The 17,489-nt window shown below is 64.5% G+C and carries 13 protein-coding genes; 1 reads left to right on the top strand and 12 read right to left on the bottom strand.

All coding sequences use genetic code 11. The annotated features are described in order from the left end of the window. Window positions 1-267 precede the first annotated feature (267 nt). The 5 genes from ftsZ to aqpZ all read right to left on the bottom strand — a co-directional run bounded on the left by ftsZ (window position 268) and on the right by aqpZ (window position 6,355). Window positions 268-2,037 carry a cell division protein FtsZ gene (gene ftsZ, locus RTP54_RS12130; RefSeq protein ID WP_112810265.1) on the bottom strand — a complete coding sequence of 590 codons (1,770 nt, stop codon included), beginning with the start codon at window positions 2,035-2,037 and terminating at the stop codon, window positions 268-270. A 106-nt stretch (window positions 2,038-2,143) separates the two neighbouring features. Next, window positions 2,144-3,475 (bottom strand): cell division protein FtsA, encoded by a 1,332-nt coding sequence (gene ftsA / locus RTP54_RS12135; protein WP_112810266.1) that lies wholly within the window; start codon window positions 3,473-3,475, stop codon window positions 2,144-2,146. Further along, entirely contained in the window at window positions 3,472-4,377 is a 906-nt protein-coding gene (ftsQ, locus tag RTP54_RS12140; protein WP_312363256.1) for a cell division protein FtsQ, read from the bottom strand. The genes ftsA and ftsQ overlap by 4 nt, the downstream gene beginning before the upstream one ends. Window positions 4,378-4,409: 32 nt before the next feature. Beyond that, window positions 4,410-5,336: a D-alanine--D-alanine ligase gene (locus RTP54_RS12145; RefSeq protein WP_112810268.1), complete on the bottom strand. Its 927-nt coding sequence runs from the start codon at window positions 5,334-5,336 to the stop codon at window positions 4,410-4,412. 332 nt (window positions 5,337-5,668) lie between these two features. Further along, window positions 5,669-6,355, bottom strand: coding sequence for an aquaporin Z (gene aqpZ / locus RTP54_RS12150; protein ID WP_112810269.1), 687 nt, complete (start codon window positions 6,353-6,355; stop codon window positions 5,669-5,671). A gap of 580 nt (window positions 6,356-6,935) precedes the next feature. Between aqpZ and RTP54_RS12155 the strand changes: the two genes are divergently transcribed. Then, window positions 6,936-8,246, top strand: a complete 1,311-nt coding sequence (locus RTP54_RS12155; protein WP_112810270.1) for an MFS transporter — start codon at window positions 6,936-6,938, stop codon at window positions 8,244-8,246. A 308-nt stretch (window positions 8,247-8,554) separates the two neighbouring features. On the opposite strand, the gene murB is transcribed toward RTP54_RS12155, so the two are convergent. The 7 genes from murB to RTP54_RS12190 all read right to left on the bottom strand — a co-directional run bounded on the left by murB (window position 8,555) and on the right by RTP54_RS12190 (window position 17,489). After that, window positions 8,555-9,529, bottom strand: coding sequence for a UDP-N-acetylmuramate dehydrogenase (murB, locus tag RTP54_RS12160; RefSeq protein WP_112810271.1), 975 nt, complete (start codon window positions 9,527-9,529; stop codon window positions 8,555-8,557). After that, a complete protein-coding gene (gene murC / locus RTP54_RS12165; protein WP_312362879.1) occupies window positions 9,526-10,941 on the bottom strand; it encodes a UDP-N-acetylmuramate--L-alanine ligase in 1,416 nt (471 codons plus the stop codon). The genes murB and murC overlap by 4 nt, the downstream gene beginning before the upstream one ends. Continuing rightward, on the bottom strand, window positions 10,938-12,062 hold the full coding sequence (gene murG, locus RTP54_RS12170; RefSeq protein WP_312362881.1) for an undecaprenyldiphospho-muramoylpentapeptide beta-N-acetylglucosaminyltransferase: 1,125 nt from the start codon (window positions 12,060-12,062) through the stop codon (window positions 10,938-10,940). The genes murC and murG overlap by 4 nt, the downstream gene beginning before the upstream one ends. Before the next feature lie 3 nt (window positions 12,063-12,065). After that, the gene (gene ftsW / locus RTP54_RS12175; protein WP_112810274.1) at window positions 12,066-13,220 is read right to left on the bottom strand and encodes a putative lipid II flippase FtsW; all 1,155 of its coding nucleotides are present in this window, start codon (window positions 13,218-13,220) and stop codon (window positions 12,066-12,068) included. Window positions 13,221-13,319: 99 nt separating this feature from the next. Beyond that, on the bottom strand, window positions 13,320-14,711 hold the full coding sequence (gene murD, locus RTP54_RS12180) for a UDP-N-acetylmuramoyl-L-alanine--D-glutamate ligase (protein ID WP_112810275.1): 1,392 nt from the start codon (window positions 14,709-14,711) through the stop codon (window positions 13,320-13,322). Window positions 14,712-14,718: 7 nt separating this feature from the next. Continuing rightward, the gene (gene mraY / locus RTP54_RS12185; protein WP_025427730.1) at window positions 14,719-15,819 is read right to left on the bottom strand and encodes a phospho-N-acetylmuramoyl-pentapeptide-transferase; all 1,101 of its coding nucleotides are present in this window, start codon (window positions 15,817-15,819) and stop codon (window positions 14,719-14,721) included. Window positions 15,820-16,049: 230 nt separating this feature from the next. After that, window positions 16,050-17,489 carry a UDP-N-acetylmuramoylalanyl-D-glutamyl-2,6-diaminopimelate--D-alanyl-D-alanine ligase gene (locus tag RTP54_RS12190; protein WP_112810276.1) on the bottom strand — a complete coding sequence of 480 codons (1,440 nt, stop codon included), beginning with the start codon at window positions 17,487-17,489 and terminating at the stop codon, window positions 16,050-16,052.

A 17,489-nucleotide genomic window follows, 5' to 3' on the forward strand; every position in this document is an offset into this window, starting at 1 on the left:
CAAGAATTATGCCCGAGAGTTACGGCGCAAAGGCCGGAACTCTGCGTTTCGAACAGACAGCGCGTGATCGAATCGCATGCATCCCCAATTCCGATACTGAAAATAGTAGTTCTGAGGCACCATTCCAAATCACTGTTCGTTTCGCTTTGTTACGCATTTGCGACGGCCAGAGTGGATAAGGCAAACTATTGAAAAAATGACGGAAATGCAAAAATGCCCGGGCGTTAGCCCGGGCACTCGGCAAGGTGAAGGAACGGTCCTTCAAAATCAGTTCGATTGACGGCGCAGGAACGCCGGGATCTCGAGCTGATCATCTTCGTGCGAGCGCGCCTGCGGTGCGGCGCGACCGTGATCGTCAAGCTGGCCGCGACGCGGCGCATAGAGGCTGGCTTCCGGCGACAGCGGACGGCGCTGCTGCGACGCGGCCGCCGGCGCACCGGCGGTCATGTCGGCCGAAACGCTGTGGCTTTCCTTTTCGCGCAGGCCGAGCGAGCTGGTGATGCGGTTCAGCAGGCCCATCGGACCACGCTCTTCCGGCATCTGCGGTGCCGGCTGGGCACGCTGGTCCATCTCGGCCTTCACGACCGGCGGGAAGTCTTCGACCTTGGGCATGCGAACCGGCTCTGCCTGCTGGCGGATGACCGGAGCGATCGGCTCCTGGCGCTGGACCGGCTGCGGCTGAACCTGGGCGTGAACCGGCATTTCGACCGGACGCTGGACCGGGGCCGGCTGGCGCATGACCGGAGCGGCTTCTACCGGTGCGGCACCGGCAAAGAGCTTGCTCTGGGGGCGAAAGTCGTCGTGAGCCTGCTGCACCGGAGCGGGAGCCTGGGTGGCGGCGCGCGTCGCGATGTCGAGTTCGCGTTCCATTTCCGCTTCGCGGATCGCAAGCGCGATCTGGTCAGCCGAGCTCTGCTGCTGCACCGGCTGGGCAACCGGCTGCTGAACCGGAGCGGGCTGGTGCTGGGCAACGGCCGGCTGCTGCGCCGGGATGGCTGCGGACGGACGGATGATCGGCTTCTGTGCTGCTACCGAACGAAAGTCAGCCGAACGACCGGCCACCTCCGCGGCCGTGCGATCGATGCCGGTGGCAACGACCGAGACGCGGATCAGGCCTTCGAGTTCTTCGTCGAACGTGGCGCCGAGGATGATGTTGGCGTCCGGATCGACTTCTTCGCGGATGCGGGTCGCAGCTTCGTCGAGTTCGAACAGCGTCAGGTCGCGACCACCGGTGATCGAGATCAGGAGGCCCTGCGCACCCTTCATCGAGGTTTCGTCGAGCAGCGGGTTGGCGATCGCCGCTTCGGCAGCGGCCATTGCGCGGCCCTCGCCCGAGGCTTCGCCGGTGCCCATCATGGCGCGGCCCATCTCGCGCATCACCGAGCGGACGTCGGCGAAGTCGAGGTTGATGAGGCCTTCCTTGACCATGAGGTCGGTGATGCAGGCAACGCCCGAATAGAGAACCTGGTCGGCCATCGCGAACGCGTCCGCAAACGTCGTGCGGTCGTTGGCGATGCGGAAGAGGTTCTGGTTGGGGATGACGATCAGGGTGTCGACCGACTTCTGCAGTTCGGCGATGCCCTGGTCGGCCAGGCGCATGCGGCGCTGGCCTTCGAAATGGAACGGCTTGGTTACGACGCCGACCGTCAGGATGCCCTTGTTGCGGGCGGCCTGCGCGACGATCGGGGCTGCACCGGTGCCGGTGCCGCCGCCCATGCCGGCGGTGACGAAGCACATGTGGGTGCCGTGCAGGTGATCGATGATCTCGTCGATGCACTCTTCGGCGGCCGCGCGGCCGACTTCCGGCTGCGAGCCGGCGCCGAGACCTTCGGTCACAGCCACACCCATCTGGATGATCCGCTCTGCCTTGGTCATGGTCAGCGCCTGCGCGTCCGTGTTGGCAACGACGAAGTCGACGCCTTCAAGACCCGCGGTGATCATGTTGTTGACCGCATTGCCGCCGCCGCCGCCAACACCAAAGACGGTGATGCGGGGCTTCAGCTCCGTGATATCCGGCTTCTGCAAGTTGATAGTCATAGTACCCGTTCCTTCTGTTTTCTGGCCGCCTTGCCGAGCCGACCAAATCCTTGAAATTCCAAAATTGACGTCACCGGGCGCCGTCCCTGTTCGGCGCCCGCTCTACTCAAAAACTCTCTTTCAGCCACTGGCCCATGCGGGCGATGCGGCCGTTGCCGTTGCCGATCGACGAGAACATGCCGCCGTGGGTGGCATGCGTTTCGAGGTCGGCGACCTGCGGATAGATCATCAGGCCGACGGCCGTTGAGAACGCCGGTCCCTTGGCAGCCGCCGGCAGCCCGGAAACCCCGAGCGGACGGCCGATGCGAACGTTGCGTGCCAGGATCCGGCGGGCCGCTTCCGGCAGGCCGGTCAGCTGGCTGGCGCCGCCCGTCAGCACGATGCGCTTGCCGACGATCGGGCTGAAGCCCGAGCGCTGGATGCGATCGCGGATGAGTTCAAGCGTTTCCTCGATGCGGGCGCGCACGATGCGCGAGACGAGCGCGCGCGGCACGTGGGTCGGCTGGTCGCGGTCGTCCTCGCCGATCGGCGGGACCGAGACGATGTCGCGCTCGTCGGCGCTGTTGGGCAGCGCCGAGCCGTGCACGACCTTCAGCCGCTCTGCGTCTTCGATGCGGGTCGAAAGACCGCGCGCCAGATCCGTCGTCACATGGTGGCCACCGAGGCTGACGGCGTCGGCGTGAACCAGCTTGCCTTCGGCAAAGACCGAGATCGTCGTCGTGCCGCCGCCCATGTCGATCGCGGCGCAGCCGAGTTCGACTTCATCGTCGACGAGAGCCGCCAGACCGCTGGCATAGGGCGTCGCGACGATGCCCTCGACCGAGAGATGCGCTCGGTTGACGCAAAGTTCGAGATTCTTGAGTGCCGCCCGCTCGGCGGTCAGCACGTGCATGTCGACGCCGAGAACGTCGCCGAACATGGCAAGCGGATCGCGGATGCCGCGCTCGCCGTCAAGCGAGAAGCCGGTCGGCAGCGAATGCAGGATGGCGCGGTCGGAGCGCAGCGACTGCTGGCCTGCGGCCGACAGCACCCGCTTCAGGTCGCTGGCATCCACTTCCTGGCCGCCGAGATCGATGGTCGCGGTATAGACGTCGCTCTGCAGCCGGCCGGCGGAGATGTTGACGATCAGGCTGTCGATGGTCAGGCCCGCCATGCGCTCGGCCGCATCGACGGCAAGCCGCACGACGCTTTCGACCGCATCGAGATCGGCGACGACGCCGTTCTTCACGCCGCGGGACTTCTGGTGGCCGATGCCGATGATTTCGACGCTATGCGTGCGGTTGGGCAGGATCTGGCTTTCGGCGCGCGGCGTCAGCCGGCCGATCATGCATACGATCTTGGTCGAGCCGATATCCAGCACCGAGACGACATGAGACCGCTTCGAAGAAAGCGGCTTCAGGCGCGGCAGGCCAAAGCTGGAGGAACCGAACAAACTCATATCCGCCCCTCTTTCTTCTTCTCCGTCTCCTGCGCCTTCAACATCTTGTCCCTCGCCTTCAAGGCAACTTCGCGCCGGCTGACCGCACCCGGCGTCAATTGAACTGTGGTTCGATCTTCCAGCCTGAGATCGACGGCTGCGATGTCGCGCTCGAGCAGCTGGTGCTGGCTTTCCATGTCGGAGAGCACCTGCATCGCGCGGGCAACATCGTGTTCCGGCAGCTTGACGACGATGCCGTTGTCGAGGCGCAGGTCCCAGCGGCGGCCGGCAACGCGCACGAAGGCCTTCACCCGCGAGCGGATCTCCGGCCAGCGGGAAAACTCGTCGTAGAAATCGGCGGCCGCCGTCTCGGCATCACGGCCGACGAACAGCGGAAGGGCCGCAAACTTGTTGTCGCGAAGCGGCGCGATCGCGCTGCCGCTGCGCTCGATCAGCGACAGGTCGGAACCGTGCTGCCAGATGCCGAAGGCCTTGCGCTCGGTCAGCGTCACCTCGATCGTGCTCGGATAGACCTTGCGCACTGTGACGCCCTGCACCCAGGGCAGCTCGGCGATGAGCTTGCGCGCCTCGACGATATCGAGCGCCACCAGCGACGTCGTGCCGTCAAGGCCAAGCTGCTGCAGGATATCGATCTCGGAGGTCTGCTCGTTGCCGGAGACGCGCACGTCCTCGATGGCAAAACCGGCTGCCGTCGTCGACGCCTGCGCGACGTTCTGCGTGTGGCCGCCGAGCGACATGCCGTAAAAGCCGGTGGCGGCGAAAAACGCGATGGCAGCGATCGTGCCGGTGTGGGCCGGGAAGCGGACACGTCCGCTGCCCAGGCTCACCAGAAACCGTACGGCCTTGCGAAGAGGGCGCGGCAGAACGCGCGCGCCATCCGCCTCGGCGGCAACGGCGCCCAGCGGATCACGAACCCTTTTGCCCCTTTTGCCCCTTACCGCAAGCACGAAGCGTCCTCCACCATCCAAGTCAGAAACTCGCCAAAACCAAGGCCCGCATGCTGGGCCATTTCGGGCACCAGGGAGGTCGGGGTCATGCCGGGCTGGGTGTTGATTTCCAGCCAGATCAGTTCGCCTTCACCGGAGGTACGGTCGTCGAAGCGAAAGTCGGATCGGCTGACGCCACGGCAACCGATTGCCTGATGCGCCTTCAGAGCGAGTGTTTGAATTTTTTGGTAAATATTTGGTGAAACCTGTGCCGGAATGACGTGTTGCGAGCCACCTTTTACGTATTTGGAATCATAATCGTAGAAGGCGTGGCCCTGCGGGATGATTTCGGTGACGCCAAGCACCCGGTCGCCCATGACGCCGCAGGTGAGCTCGCGGCCCGCGACATAGCGCTCGACCATGATTCGGTCGCCGTAGCGCCATTCGCCGGAGGTTACGACCTGGGGCGGATGCGACTGATCTTCCTTGACGATAACGACGCCGAAGCTCGAGCCTTCGCAGACCGGCTTGACGACATAGGGCGTCTTCATCGGATGCGCCGGCCCGAAAGCGTGGCGATCCATCACGAGCGCCTCGGCAACCGGGATGCCGGAGGCGGCCGCCACATGCTTTGCCTGCGCCTTGTCCATGGCGAGCGCCGAGGCCAGCACGCCGGAATGGGTGTAGGGAATTTCCAGATATTCGAGAATGCCCTGGATCGTGCCGTCTTCACCGAAGGGGCCATGCAGGGCGTTGAAGGCGACGTCGGGACGCAGCTCGGAAAGTACCGTAGCAACGTCGCGCGCGACATCGACGCGCGTTACGCGAAAGCCTTCCGCTTCCAGGGCATCGGCGCACGCAGCCCCGGACGACAGGCTCACCGGTCGCTCCGAAGAAAATCCGCCCATCAGGACAGCTACATGCCTGCCGTTCATTCCTACCCCCGAAAATACGCCACTATCGCAGCGCTTGCTTGCGTCTGGCTGGTTCCGGCATCGCGAGTCGCCGGTGGCCATCGGGGGCACTAGAGCGTCATTATAGTTAATGAACCGTTTACTTTTATTAACCTTAGTCGGAAAACGATCGCGCCCGGCACGGAATATCGCAGCGATTACAACGCTTTCTCGCGTAAAATCAGGGCGTTGCCAGAGCTCGTTTACGCAAAACACAAACTGCTAAAAAATGAAGACCCCGCACCAATCTGGTGCGGGGCCGCAACGAGGCGCATCCGCTTGCGCCGGCCGATCGACCGGCCGGCGTGAGGAGGTTAATCGTCCTCGCCGACGATTTTCCAGACGATTCCGGCAATCGCCGCGCCGACGATCGGCGCCAGCCAGAAGAGCCAAAGCTGCGACAGCGCCCAGCCGCCGACGAACAGCGCCTGCCCGGTCGAGCGAGCCGGATTGACCGAGGTGTTGGTGACAGGGATCGACACCAGGTGGATGAGCGTCAGCGCCAGGCCGATGGCGATCGGCGCGAAGCCCGAGGGCACGCGGCCATGGGTGGCGCCCAGAATGATGAACAGGAAGAAGAAGGTCATCACCACTTCGATGACCAGCGCCGACGTCAGCGAGTATCCGCCCGGCGAATGCTCGCCATAGCCGTTGGCGGCAAATCCGCCGAGTTCGAAGCCCGCCTTGCCACTGGCAACCACGTAGAGCACGGCCGCCGCAACGATCGCGCCCGCAACCTGTGCAATGACGTAGCCGATCAGGCTGGACGCTGGAAACTTGCCGGCGACCGTCAGGCCCACCGAGACGGCCGGGTTGAAGTGGCCTCCGGAAATGCCGCCGACGGCATAGGCCATGGTGAGCACCGTGAGACCGAAAGCGAAGGAGACACCGAGCAGGCCGATGCCGACCTCAGGAAATGCGGCCGCCAGGACCGCGCTGCCGCAACCGCCGAAAACGAGCCAGAATGTACCGAGAAATTCCGCAGAAAGCTTCTTGAACATGCATTCGCTCCTGAAAAACGAAGCTGATCGCTTCAGTTGCCCAGAGTTTGCCACATTTCGATTCCGGTCAACCCCGGTTGCGCGGCGCGTCGGAGCACCCGCTGTCGACGAAACTTGCCCCGGCCCTCCAAAGGCCCAAACCGCCCGGAGACGCCGGCCGGTCATCGTCTTGGACGTTGCGGCCGAACCTCGCGGCTTCACGGCGTTCAGCGACGCTGCCATACCACACCTGCAATCCGCCACGTTCGAACACCTGGCGTCCGGCTCACGTGCCATCGGCTTGACCCGGTTACCACGCTTGGTCAGTCGCCGGCGGTCATTTGTCGATTTCGTCCGATTGCACCGCTGCGGATCGATGGATCGCGATATCAGGGCTCGATGGAAGCAACGCCATTGCATAAAATGCAGGCAAGGACCGGCCGTCTGCGGGCGAGCCATGCAGCCTCGGAATAATGCTGCGTGTCACGGCGGATTCGTTCGCACTTCTTACGATTTCAGGGTTTCAACAGGCGAAAACTTGCGTTAGAACGCCCCGACCGCCTCCCAAGACGGCATGACAATCATATCAGGAACGACAACCATGACAGACGCGACACACTCCCTGTCGCCGAAGGATAGCGCGTTGCAGACGCCGGCAGTGAACTCCCCTGCCCGGGTGCTGTTTGCCAGCCTCGTCGGCACGACCATCGAATTCTTCGACTTCTACGTATACGCCACCGCAGCCGTGCTGGTCTTCCCGCACCTGTTCTTCCCGACGTCGGACCCGACATCGGCGATGCTGCAGTCCTTCGCCACCTTCTCCATCGCCTTTTTTGCCCGCCCGTTCGGCGCGGTGATCTTCGGCCATTTCGGCGACAAGGTCGGCCGCAAGGCGACACTGGTCGCCGCATTGATGACCATGGGCATTTCCACCGTCGTCATTGGCCTCCTGCCGACCTACGCGTCGATCGGCGTCGCAGCGCCCCTGCTGCTCGCCGTTTGCCGCTTCGGCCAGGGTCTTGGGCTCGGCGGTGAATGGGGCGGCGCCGTGCTGCTTGCCACCGAGAATGCGCCCGAAGGCAAGCGCACCTGGTATGCCATGTTCCCGCAGCTCGGCGCGCCGATCGGCTTCCTCCTGTCGGCCGGCACCTTCCTCATCCTCGGCGAAGTCATGTCCAACGAGGACTTCCTCGCCTGGGGCTGGCGCGTGCCCTTCATCGCCAGCATCCTGCTGGTCGCCGTCGGCCTCTATGTCCGCCTGAAGATCACCGAGACGCCGGAGTTCCAGAAGGCGATCGACAAGCACGAACGCGTCCAGGTCCCGATCGCGCAGATCTTCCGCTTCCACAAGCGGAGCCTCGTGCTCGGCACCTTCGTGGCGCTCGCCACCTTCGTGCTGTTCTACCTGATGACGGTGTTCTCGCTGTCCTGGGGCACGGCCAAGCTCGGCTATTCGCGCGAGCAGTTCCTCGTGGTGCAGATGACCGGCGTCGTCTTCTTCGGCCTGATGATCCCGGTCTCGGGCATCCTGTCGGACCGCTACGGCCGCCGCCTGGTGCTGATCATCACCACCATCGCCATCGGCGCCTTCGGCCTGGTCATGGCCCCGCTGATGGCCGGCGGTCTTGGCGGTGCCTTCCTGTTCTCCATCCTCGGCCTCGGCCTGATGGGGCTCACCTACGGTCCGATCGGTGCAGCACTTGCCGCCCCCTTCCCGACCTCGGTGCGCTACACCGGCGCGTCGATGACCTTCAACCTCGCCGGCATCTTCGGCGCCTCGCTGGCGCCTTACATCGCCACCTGGCTCGCCACCAACTACAGCCTCGACCACGTCGGCTATTACCTGCTGGCAGCCGCCGCGATCACGCTCGTCTGCCTGGTGCTGTCGACCGAGGAAGAGGTCTCGGCCTGACCGGACCAGCCGCGCTTCGGCGCGTCAGAGGCAACAACAAGAAGGGCCGCAGCGTCACCGCTGCGGCCCTTTTGCATTTCACCTGCAGCACGCATCCTCAGGGGACTTCACCTCTCACGCCCGGCGCTAGACTCAGATCTGTGTCATCCCGAGGATCCATTCCCTCGGCATCCCAAGTCGCTGCTGGATGGAGCCTGGATGCTCGGGTCAAGCCCAAGCATGACGCAGCGTGTGAGACGGCGCTGCCCCAAAGAAAAAGGCCGCGGCGTCGCCGCCACGGCCCTTCGTCATGTATCGTTCGCTCAGCCTCAGGCGATACCGCGGCCGAGGAATTCCTTGATCTCGTAGCCCGGCATGAAGGTGCCGATGCGCTTGATTTCCCATTCCAGCCGGACGCCGGAATGTTCGAGCACACGGCTGCGCACGGTCTCGCCGAGATACTCGAGCTCGTAGCCGGTCGCCTGGCCGGTGTTGATCATGAAGTTGCAGTGCAGTGGCGACATCTGCGCGCCGCCGATCATCATGCCGCGGCAACCGGCCTCGTCGATCAGCTTCCAGGCCGAATGTCCCTCAGGGTTCTTGAATGTCGATCCCCCGGTCTTTTCGCGGATCGGCTGCACGGTTTCGCGGTGCTGGCGCACGGCATCCATGTCGGTGCGGATCTTGTTCTTGTCCTCGGGATAGCCCTCGAAGATCGCGTGCGTGAAGATCAGGTCCTTGGCCGCGGCGGAATGGCGATAGCCGTAGCCCATGTCGGCATTCGACAGCACGTGCGTCTTGCCCTGGCGATCGACGGCGTGCACCTCGACGACCCGCTCGCGCGTTTCCGCGCCGTTGGCGCCGGCGTTCATGCGCAGGGCGCCGCCGATGGCGCCGGGAATGCCGTAGTAGAAGTAGAAGCCGCCGATGCCGTTATCGAGCGCCATGGCCGCGATGTTCTTGTCCGGGCAGATCGCGCCGGCCTTGATGCGGTTCTCGCCGACAAGTTCGAGATCGCCAAAACCCTTGGCCGACAGGCGGATGACCACGCCGGGAATGCCGCCGTCGCGCACCAGCAGGTTGGAGCCGACGCCCATGACCATGACAGGCACTTCCGCCGGCACCAGCTTCAGGAAGGTGACGAGATCGTCGGTGTCATGCGGCTGGAACATCAGCTCGGCAAGGCCGCCGGCGCGGAACCAGGTCACCCGATCCATCGGCGCGTCGGGCGTGATGCGGCCGCGAACGGCGCTGACCCCGCTTCCGAGGGCTTCGAGGAGTTTCTGACCGTTGACCTGTTTCATGCGCAATTTCCTGAAATGTCTGCGAGTTCCCGTGGCAAGGCGGCGGCCCAGTAGGTGATGCTGCCAGCCCCCAAGAGAACCACAAAATCACCCGGCTGTGCAATCTTGTTGACAACCGGCGCGATTGTTTCGGGACCGGTCACATACCGGGCGTCGCGATGACCGCCGGCCTTGATCCGGTTGACGAGTTCTTCGGAGTTGATGCCGTCGATCGCCTCTTCGCCGGCCGCATAGACCGGCGCGATCAGGATCGTGTCGGCATCGTTGAAGCAGGCGGAGAAATCTTCAAAAAGGCTCGCAAGCCGCGAATAGCGGTGCGGCTGGTGCACGGCGATGATCCGGCCCTGGCAGGCCTCGCGCGCCGCCCGCAGCACAGCCTTGATCTCGACCGGGTGGTGGCCATAGTCGTCATAGACCCGCACGCCGTTCCAGTCGCCGGTAAAGGTGAAGCGACGCTTGACGCCACCGAAGGACGCGAGCCCCTTGGCGATCGCCTCCGGGCTGACGCCGAGGCGCTGGGCGACCGCGATCGCGGCGGTTGCGTTCGACACATTGTGCCGGCCGGGCATCGGCAGCCGCAGATCCTTCATCGTGATCACCTGGCCGGTGCGGCGGCGGCGGATCTCGACGTCGAAGACGGAGGTGGCCCCATCCATGCGGATATTGCTGAAACGCACGTCGGCCTGCGGGTTTTCGCCGTAGGTGACGACCTTGCGATCCTCGATCTTGCTGACCATCGTCTGCACTTCCGGGTGATCGAGGCAGAGCACGCCGAAACCATAGAACGGCACGTTTTCGACGAACTGCCGGAACGCGGCGCGCACGGCGTCGAAATTGCCGTAGTGGTCGAGATGTTCGGGGTCGATATTGGTGACGACGGCGACGTCGGCCGGCAGCTTCAGGAAGGTGCCGTCGGATTCGTCGGCCTCCACCACCATCCACTCGCCCTCGCCCATGCGGGCATTGGTGCCGTAGGCATTGATGATGCCGCCGTTGATGACGGTCGGGTCGAGGCCGCCGGCATCGAGAAGGGCTGCGACCATCGAGGTCGTCGTCGTCTTGCCGTGGGTACCGCCGATGGCGATGGCGTTGCGGAAGCGCATCAGCTCGGCCAGCATCTCGGCGCGGCGCACGACCGGCAGAAGCTTCTCGCGCGCGGCAATCAGTTCCGGGTTGTCCTTCTTGATCGCCGTCGAGACGACCACGACTTCGGCATCGCCGATGTTCTCGGCCTTGTGCCCGACGAAGACCTCGATGCCCTTGTCGCGCAGGCGCTGGACGTTGGCGCTATCCGATTGGTCGGAACCCTGCACCCGGTGGCCGAGATTGTGCAGCACCTCGGCAATGCCGCTCATGCCGATACCGCCGATACCGATAAAATGGACCAGACCGATCGTTTTCGGCATTTTCATGAGCGTGTTTCCCTGAATTTCTCTACTGTCGAACCGCTGGCAATAGCCTCTACCATGCCTGCAAGCAAGCGCGCGGCGTCCGGCTTTCCGGTTTCGCGCGCATGGGCGGCCATCTGCGCCAGCGACTGCGGATTGGCCATGGCGTCGGCCAGAATGCCGGCCAGGCGCTCGGCGGTAAGCTCGGCCTGCGCGATCACCTTGGCGCCGCCCTTGGCGGCGATGGCCGCGGCATTGGCGGCCTGGTCGTGATCGAGCGCATAGGGATAGGGAACGAGGATCGCCGGCCGGCCGATGACCGCAAGCTCGGACACCGTCGAGGCACCGGAGCGGCAGATGACGAGCTGGGCATCGGCTATGCGCTCGGCCATGTCGGTAAAGAACGGCGAGACGTCGGCGGGAACGCCAAGCTTCTCATAGGTGGCGATGACGCCGTCGCGGTCTTCCGGCCGCGCCTGCTGCGTCACCTTCAGCCGCTGGCGAAGCGCGTCGTCTAGCCTGCAGATCGCCTGCGGGACGGCCTTCGAAAAATACTGCGCGCCCTGGCTGCCGCCGAAGACGACGAGATGGAACGGCTCGGCCCCCGCCGACGCGCGATAGGAAACCTTCGAAGCCTCGAGCACGGCCGGCCGTACCGGATTGCCCGTCGTCACGGTCTTGGCGGCGAAGGCGCCCGTGCCTTCAGGCAGGAAGCCGCCGGCAATTGCCTTGACGCGCGAGGCGAGCGCCTTGTTGGCGCGGCCCATGACCGCGTTCTGCTCGTGGATCATCGAGGGCACGCCCATACCGGTTGCCGCCAGCAGCGGCGGCACGGTCGGATAACCGCCGAAACCGACAACCGCCTTCGGCCGCAGGCGCGCAATCAGCCGGCGCGCGGCGCGCATGCCGGTCCACAGCGTCCACAGCGAGCGCGCGACATGGATGGGGTTCTTCGAGCCGATGGTCGCCGATGGCACCACATGCACCTCGTCGGCCGGAAACTTGCCGGCGAAACGCTCGGCACGGCTATCGGTCACCAGATGCACCGAATAGCCGTTGGCTTTCAGCTCATGGGCCAGCGCCTCGGCTGGAAAGAGATGGCCGCCGGTTCCCCCGGCGGCAAGAAGAATGATGCCTTTGGTCATGTTTTACTCCGCCGGCACGCCGATGCCGGACCGAAACAGGCTGCGCTCCACGGCGCGCTTCTCCGGGCGATGGCGCGTGAGCGCCAGGATGAAGCCGGCGGTGACGCAGATCGCCACCATGGACGAGCCGCCATAGGAGATCAGCGGCAGGGTCATGCCCTTGGCCGGAAGCAGTTCGAGGTTCACGCCGATGTTGATCATCGACTGGATGCCGATCTGAAGCACCAAACCGGCGACGGCAAAGCGGTTGAAGTCGTTGCGTTCGCGGAAGGCGTGGTTGAGGCCGCGCAGCACCAGGAAGGCAAAGATCATCACGATCAGCATGCAGAAGACGATGCCGAATTCTTCGGCCGCCACCGAGAACACGAAGTCGGTGTGGCTGTCGGGGATGATGCGCTTGACGATGCCTTCGCCGGGGCCGCGGCCGAACCAGTCGCCGCGGATGATCGCCTCGCGCGCCGTGTCCATCTGGAAGGTATCGCCCTCGCCGGTGAGGAACTTGTCGATACGGCCGGCCACGTGCGGCAGCATGGTATAGGCGACGAAGAAGCCACCGAAGGCCGCACCCGCAAGCACGATGATCCAGAGCCAGGGCATGCCGGCCATGAAGAACATGCCGCCCCAGACCGCGGTGGTCAGGATCGTCTGGCCAAGGTCTGGCTGGGCGACGAGCAGCGCGCCGACGATGCCGAAGAGAAGGATCGCAAACAGATTGCCGGGGATCTCCGGCTGGCGGGCATGCTCGGAAAACAGCCAGGCGCAAACGACCACGAAGGCCGGTTTCATGAACTCGGAGGGCTGGATCGAAATGCCGGCGATCGAGATCCAGCGCATCGAGCCCTTGACCTCCTGGCCGATGAACAGCACCAGCACCATCATCGAGAGCGACACGCCGAGCAGGATGATCGCCGCGCGGCGCACCTGACGCGGTGAGAGGAAGGATATGGCCACCATCACCACCAGTGACGGCAACAGGAAAACCGCGTGCCGCTTGACGAAGTGGAAGCTGTCGAGGCCGATGCGCTCGGCAACCGCCGGGCTCGCCGCGAAGGACAGCATGAAGCCGACGCCCATCAACAGGATGAAGGTCGCCAGGAAAAACCTGTCGATCGTCCAGAACCAGTCGGCCACAGGGCCACGTTCGGCTCGGCTTACCATCTTGTCAGTCCCCTTTATCAGGCGCGCCTGCGCCAAACGTCCGAAACCCCGGCATCACCGCCACCTGCCGCACGCTACGGGAGCGCCGGCAGGCGAGCGTCAGATCAGCATCGTCACGCCCTGCAGTGCCTTGACGTGGGTCACGAAGGCATCGCCGCGTATTTCAAAGTTCTTATACTGGTCGAAGCTTGCGCAAGCCGGGGAAAGCATCACCGCCGACGCACCCTTGCCGTCGCCTTCTGCATCGGCCGCCGCATGCGCCACGGCCTTCTCCAGCGTGCCCGAAATCTCGTAAGGAACCGCCTCGCCGAGCGTCGCTGCAAAGGCGGGCGCCGCCTCGCCGATCAGGTAGGCCTTGACGATCTTCGGGAAGAACGGCGACAGCGACGTGATGCCGCCCTCCTTCGGCAGACCGCCGGCAATCCAGTAGATGCGCTCGTAGCTCGATAGCGCCGGGGCCGCCGCATCCGCATTGGTCGCCTTGCTGTCGTTGACGAACACGACGGCGCCCTTGCGGCCAACCGGCTGCATGCGATGCTTCAGTCCGGGGAAACTCTTCAGCCCCTGGCGGATCTCGTCCTCGCTGACGCCGACCGCAAGGCAGGCAGCAATGGCTGCCGCCGCGTTCTGGGCATTGTGGCCACCGCGCAGCGTCTGGATGCCGTCGAGGTCGACGAAGAGACGTGACGTACCGCCATGCGCCTGCAGAATGCGCGACCCGTCGGCATGGATCCCGTCGGCGAGCACGTGCCGGCGCGAGATACGGACAACCTTCGTGCCTGCCCGCTCGACGCGGTCGGCAATCAGCGCGCAAAAACTGTCGTCGACGCCGACGATCGCCGTGCCGCTGCCCGCCACCAGCCGCTCCTTGATGTCGGCATAATGCTGCATGGTACCGTGACGATCGAGGTGATCGGGCGTGAGATTGAGCAGGATGCCGGCCGTCGGGTTCAGCGTCGGCGCCAGATCGATCTGGTAGGACGAGCACTCGACCACGTAGAAGCGGCCGGCCTTCGGCGGATCAAGCGTCAAGACGGCCGTGCCGATATTGCCGCCGAGCTGCGTGTCGCGCCCGCTCTCCTTCAGGATATGGGCGATCAGCGCCGTCGTCGTCGATTTGCCGTTGGTGCCGGTGATGGCGATGAACGGGCAATCGGGCGCCTGCGCCCGGCGCTCGCGCACGAAGAGCTCGACATCACCGATGACCTCGACGCCGGCCGCATGCGCCAGATCGACGGTCCAGTGCGGCTTCGGATGGGTCAGCGGCACGCCGGGCGACAGGACGAAGGCGGCGTAGGCGCGCCAGTCGATGCCGCGCAGGTCCGCCGTCGGAACACCCGCCTCGCCAGCCCTTGCGACGCTGTCGGGATTGTCGTCCCAGGCCGTCACTTGCGCTCCGCCGGCAACGAGCGCCTGGGCCGTCGCCAGCCCCGAGCCGCCGAGGCCGAAGAGCGCGACCTTCTTGCCCTTGAATGTGCTGACCGCGATCATCGTCCGATCACCGCAGCTTGAGGGTGGACAGGCCGACCATCGCCAGGATGACGGCGATGATCCAGAAGCGGATCACGACCTGGCTTTCCGTCCAGCCCTTCTTTTCGAAGTGGTGGTGGATCGGCGCCATGAGGAAGACGCGGCGGCCGGTGCGCTTGAACCAGAAAACCTGGATGATCACCGACAGCGTTTCCATGACGAACAGGCCGCCGATGATGATCATGACGAACTCATGCTTGACGGCGACGGCGACGGTGCCGATCAGGCCGCCGAGCGCCAGCGAACCGGTGTCGCCCATGAAAATGGCGGCGGGCGGTGCGTTGAACCAGAGGAAGCCGAGGCCGGCGCCGATGACGGCGCCGAGGATGACGGCCAGTTCGCCCGTGCCCGGCACGAAATGGATCTGCAGATAGTTGGCGAAAACGGCGTTACCGGCGAGATAGGCAATCAGGCCGAAAGCGGCTGCCGCGATCATCACAGGCACGATGGCAAGCCCGTCCAGTCCGTCCGTCAGGTTCACCGCATTGCCGGCGCCGACGATGACGAAACCGCCGAACAGCACGAAGAAATAGCCGAGATTGATCACCAGGTCCTTGAAGAACGGGAACGTGACCGAGGAGCCGAAGGTCGAGCCGGCAGCGCCGCCCGAAAGCGAGGCCTGCATCATGAAGAACACGGCGATGGCGGCGATAATGAACTCGAAACCGAGACGCGCCTTGCCGGAAAAGCCCTTGTCCGACTGCTTCGTAACCTTGAGGTAATCATCGTAGAAGCCAATGGCGCCAAAGCCGAGCGTGACGAGAAGGGTGGAGACCACGTAAACGCTCGAAAGGTCGGCCCACAGAAGCGACGAGACGACGATGCCGGCGAGAATCATCAACCCGCCCATCGTCGGCGTGCCGGCCTTCTTGAAATGCGTCTGCGGCCCGTCGGCGCGGATCGGTTGTCCCTTGCCCTGCCGGATGCGCAGCGAAGCGATCATGCGCGGGCCGAACAGGAAGACGATCAAGGCCGACGTGAAAAGCGCTGCTCCGGTACGGAACGTGATGTAGCGAAAAAGATTGAAAAATTGAAAGTGGTCCGCCAGTTCCACGAGCCAGATGAGCATTAAGGGACCTTTCCCCAAAGGTTTAAAATCGGACACCGTCCAACAGAATCATCTGAAAAACGATACGCGCTTGTATACAAAAGTGTTAGGTCGCGCTGCCTAACCCGAAACTGTTTCCACCGCAGCGGAAGGAAGCCCCCCCGGAGCTTTACGCGCCCTTCGAGCGATGAAGCGCCAAGGTCCTGCTTGCGACAGCATCTCGGCCACCTGACCGCGTGCGGCCGCCACCATCACGCGGTGGCTTCGTTTCCTTCGGCCTCGGGCTCCGGATAGGCCTCGATCAGCGCGTTCACGATCTTGACGCAGCCCGTGCCCTTGGAAGACTTGACCATCACCACATCGCCGGCAGCAACCGCGCCCAGCGCGTATTTCTTCAGTTCGTCGATGGTTTCGCGGTAGACGACGGAGATTTCCGGCGGCAGCGCGTCACGCAGGTGCGCCATCAGCGGACCGGCAAGCCAGACATCGGTGATCTCTGCTTCCACCAGCGGCGTTGTGAGCGCTGCGTGGACGTCGACGGCGTGATCACCCATCTCCAGCATGTCGCCGAGCACGGCGATGCGGCGTCCGCCCGGTGCCGGGGTCGAATCCTTGAGCAGCGAAATCGCGGCGCGCATCGATGTCGGGTTGGCGTTGTAGCTTTCGTCGATCAGTGTCAGCGTGCCCGGGCCGACCAGCAACTGGTGCCTGCGGCCCCTGCCCGTTTCGGCCTGCATGGTCGCGAGCGACACGGCGGCGTGGTCGACATCGGCGCCGACGAGCTTGACGGCGGCCAGCACGGCCAGCGCGTTTTCGGCGATATGACGGCCAGGCGCGCCGATGGTGATCTCCATCGTCCGGCCGCCGAGCGCTGCCCAAAGCACCGATCCGTCGGCAGCACCTGCGAACTCGACGAGACGGAATTCCGCCTTCGGATTGACGCCGAATGAGTGGATGTAGGTGACGCCCGCGGCACCTGCCGCCTTTTCCAGCAGCTTGTACTGGGCACTGTCGTGGTTGATGACCGCGTGGCCGCCCTTGACGACGCCTTCGAAGATCTCGGCCTTGGCCTCGGCGATCTGGTCCAGGCTTTCGAAGTTGCCGAGATGGGCAGCGGCGATGCTGGTGACGATGGCCACATGCGGGCGAACCATCTTCGTCAGCGGCCGGATCTCGTCCGGATGGTTCATGCCGATTTCGAAGACGCCGAAATCCGTGGCCTCGGGCATGCGCGCGAGCGTCAGCGGCACACCCCAGTGATTGTTGAAGGAAGCGACCGACGCGTGCACCCGGCCCTGTGGCACCAGCACATGGCGAAGCATCTCCTTGGTCGTGGTCTTGCCGACCGACCCGGTGACGGCGATGATCTTGGCGGCGCTGCGGTCGCGCGCCGCACATCCGAGCCGGATCATCGCCTCGAGCACGTCGTCGACGACGATCATCGGCGCGCTGAGGCGGCCGAGCGCAGGCAGCTTGCCTTCGCTGACGACGAGCAGGGCTGCGCCATTGGCAAGCGCAAGGCCGGCGTAATCATGGCCATCGACCCGGTCGCCCTTGATCGCGAAAAAGGCCTCGCCCTTGCCGACCGAGCGGCTGTCGATCGAGATGCCGCTGACGCCTTCGGGCAGATTGCCAACCGGACGGCCGTGCATGGCGGCCAGAAGATCGCTGCTTGTCCAGAGCCAGTTCAA

It is taken from the genome of Ensifer sp., assembly GCF_031989085.1.
Taxonomy (GTDB): domain Bacteria; phylum Pseudomonadota; class Alphaproteobacteria; order Rhizobiales; family Rhizobiaceae; genus Ensifer.

Coding starts and splice junctions, on each gene's coding strand:
- ftsZ (WP_112810265.1), bottom strand. CDS start 2,037: ATGACTATCAACTTGCAGAAGCCGGATATCACGGAGCTGAAGCCCCGC.
- ftsA (WP_112810266.1), bottom strand. CDS start 3,475: ATGAGTTTGTTCGGTTCCTCCAGCTTTGGCCTGCCGCGCCTGAAGCCG.
- RTP54_RS12145 (WP_112810268.1), bottom strand. CDS start 5,336: ATGAACGGCAGGCATGTAGCTGTCCTGATGGGCGGATTTTCTTCGGAG.
- aqpZ (WP_112810269.1), bottom strand. CDS start 6,355: ATGTTCAAGAAGCTTTCTGCGGAATTTCTCGGTACATTCTGGCTCGTT.
- RTP54_RS12155 (WP_112810270.1), top strand. CDS start 6,936: ATGACAGACGCGACACACTCCCTGTCGCCGAAGGATAGCGCGTTGCAG.
- murB (WP_112810271.1), bottom strand. CDS start 9,529: ATGAAACAGGTCAACGGTCAGAAACTCCTCGAAGCCCTCGGAAGCGGG.
- murC (WP_312362879.1), bottom strand. CDS start 10,941: ATGAAAATGCCGAAAACGATCGGTCTGGTCCATTTTATCGGTATCGGC.
- murG (WP_312362881.1), bottom strand. CDS start 12,062: ATGACCAAAGGCATCATTCTTCTTGCCGCCGGGGGAACCGGCGGCCAT.
- ftsW (WP_112810274.1), bottom strand. CDS start 13,220: ATGGTAAGCCGAGCCGAACGTGGCCCTGTGGCCGACTGGTTCTGGACG.
- murD (WP_112810275.1), bottom strand. CDS start 14,711: ATGATCGCGGTCAGCACATTCAAGGGCAAGAAGGTCGCGCTCTTCGGC.
- mraY (WP_025427730.1), bottom strand. CDS start 15,819: ATGCTCATCTGGCTCGTGGAACTGGCGGACCACTTTCAATTTTTCAAT.